At 37.5% G+C, this 2339-nt stretch carries 4 protein-coding genes; all 4 read left to right on the top strand.

The window, feature by feature from the left end:
• On the top strand, positions 1–306 hold a 306-nt coding region (locus KO534_RS20535; protein ID WP_215932810.1), incomplete at its 5' end, for an Imm32 family immunity protein.
• A 109-nt stretch (positions 307–415) separates the two neighbouring features.
• Positions 416–1246 (top strand): diaminopimelate epimerase, encoded by an 831-nt coding sequence (dapF, locus tag KO534_RS20530; protein ID WP_252732323.1) that lies wholly within the window; start codon positions 416–418, stop codon positions 1244–1246.
• Between the two features lie 161 nt (positions 1247–1407).
• Positions 1408–1854 (top strand): cupin domain-containing protein, encoded by a 447-nt coding sequence (locus tag KO534_RS20525; RefSeq protein ID WP_215932808.1) that lies wholly within the window; start codon positions 1408–1410, stop codon positions 1852–1854.
• A 69-nt stretch (positions 1855–1923) separates the two neighbouring features.
• Positions 1924–2181: a hypothetical protein gene (locus KO534_RS20520; RefSeq protein ID WP_215932806.1), complete on the top strand. Its 258-nt coding sequence runs from the start codon at positions 1924–1926 to the stop codon at positions 2179–2181.
• The last annotated feature ends 158 nt before the right edge of the window (positions 2182–2339 follow it).

Genomic DNA, 2339 nt, shown 5'->3' with positions numbered 1-2339 from the left:
CCGTTTATCTTAAGCGTTAGGTTTCTAATGAAAGAAGTAGTGTTTAGCCACAAATTTGTTATTAATAAAAACGGGATTCCGTTTAGCGAAAAAGAGCATTGTGGCTGTATTGATCTAGATGTTAATAGCAACACTGTTTACCTTTCTGGTAACAAAGACGGATTGTTGGCTTTAGCTTCAAAACTTGTTGAAGTTGCTAATTGTGATGTCGATGGCTATCACAAACATCTAGATGAAGTTGAATTGCCAAATGTTTTAATTAAGCCTGATGGCGTAGAACTTAATATTGGTAAATCTAAAGGTTAGAAGTAATCAAAACCTAACAAGTTTATTAAATTTCGTTACGGCCCAAAAACGGCCTTCACTGGACGCGCAAAAAACGCGCGCCATTTATAAAAAGCGTTAGAGTGAACATATGAAATTCAGCAAGTATCACGCTTTGGGTAATGATTATATAGTCATCGATCCTAAAGATTTGAATGAAGAACTTTCAGAATTCAACATTAAAGCGATATGTGATCGACACTTTGGTATAGGTTCTGACGGCATTCTCTATGGTCCAGAAGAAAGTGATAGTTGTGATTTTTCTCTTAGAATATTTAATCCAGACGCAAGTGAGGCTGAAAAAAGTGGTAATGGATTACGCATTTTTTCAAGATACCTCTGGGATCAATCTCTTGTATCTCATAATGAATTTACTATCCAAACAAAAGGCGGAGTTGTAAATTCTACAATTGGTGAAAAAGGTCTTTCTGTATCTGTTGGTATGGGAAAGGTTCGCTTTACTCATGAATCAATTGGAGAGCCAAAACCTGCACCTAAAACAATTAGTGTAAAAGACCAAGAGTTTACTTATTACTTAGCAAATGTTGGTAATCCTCACTGTGTAATATTACTTGATAATGTTAATCCTTTTTTTGCAAAAGAATTCGGCAGCATTATTGAGAATGATCCAATATTTGCTAATCGAACGAATATTCAATTTGTAAAAGTTATTGATAATACGTCCATTCAAATAGAAATTTGGGAACGTGGAGCTGGTTATACTCTTGCTTCTGGCTCTAGTAGCACAGCAGCGGCTTCTGTTGTGCACGCTTTAGGCTTGTGTAAAGCCAATATTAATGTCCATATGCCTGGCGGTATCATTAATATAAAATTAGATGAAGAGTTTTTTGCAACTATGACTGGAGATGTTCGTAAGGTTTGTGATGGTGTGATTTCTTGTGAGGCGCTCGGTTCACTCTAACAAACCAATTAAGCGGGACTAAAAACAGTTTGCTCGGTTTCGCTTCGCTACACATTTTAGCAAACAATTTTTAGCCCCTTATTGGGGCGTTAGGCTTACAACATTTCTATACCCCCTCGATGTTGTTTAGTGAGGGAAAACTAAACCAATAGGAGAGCAATATGCCAAAATTTGAGTGTGATTTTCCAGACGACGAAATAATTGATCCAACAAAGATCAAAGATATAGTTTGCTGTAAAAGCTATAGAGGGGGAAATTGGAAAGGTGAAGGAAAACATAAGCTGTTTAACGAACCTGAGATTAGAAAATACTTTATTCCTGTGAATTCAACATATTGGAATCTAGACATTATCACCGAAGTTGATCCTGGGACAATAATTCCAAAGCACAAACATGATGAGCCTGTCTTGCGGTATGTAATGGATGGAGAGATGGAGCTTAATGGTGTTACATATGTGCCGGGAGATTGGGTAATTGTGCCTGCTAATGTCCCTTATCAAATCCAAACTCGCTTAGGCTATAGGATTTTGAGTCGCTATTCTGAAAATTGTAAAGAGTGCAACTGGAAAACTATTAGTAAGATGCCACTGGATAAAATGGCTCCATAAGCCTAACAAGGCCAGTCAGCAGGACGCAGCAAAGCTGCGCCTCTGCTGGCGGCGTTATAGGTATTAAATATGGATGTTGGATTTATAGATATTTTTGGAGTGCTAATGATTTACTTTGGGTTAAAGGTAATCATTGGTGGAAAAGTTGATGTTGAGGCAGGCTTAACTGATGGGGCTAAATACAATGCTAAGTTTACTAAAAGCTCAAAAACCAGTTTAAGTGGCAACAACGCAAAGCTGGTAGGTATAGGCTTTTGCCTTCTTGGCATTTTAATCATATTGTTTGTGCCAGATGAAAATGTCCTATTTTCAATACCATACCTATAACAAAAACATCATGGTGGGAATTTTACTCGCTGATAAAGCGCTCCTAAAATCCCCATATGTTAAGCGTTAGCATGCCAAAGCTATTTTCATGTGGTTACCTAAAAGTGGTGTGCAAAGCGGTTAGGTTTTTAGCTCATCACAGTCGGTAAAAGTAGTTC

Source organism: Paraglaciecola arctica (assembly GCF_018861065.1).
Taxonomy (GTDB): Bacteria; Pseudomonadota; Gammaproteobacteria; order Enterobacterales; family Alteromonadaceae; genus Paraglaciecola; species Paraglaciecola arctica_B.
This window is presented reverse-complemented; position numbering and strand designations above follow the sequence as displayed.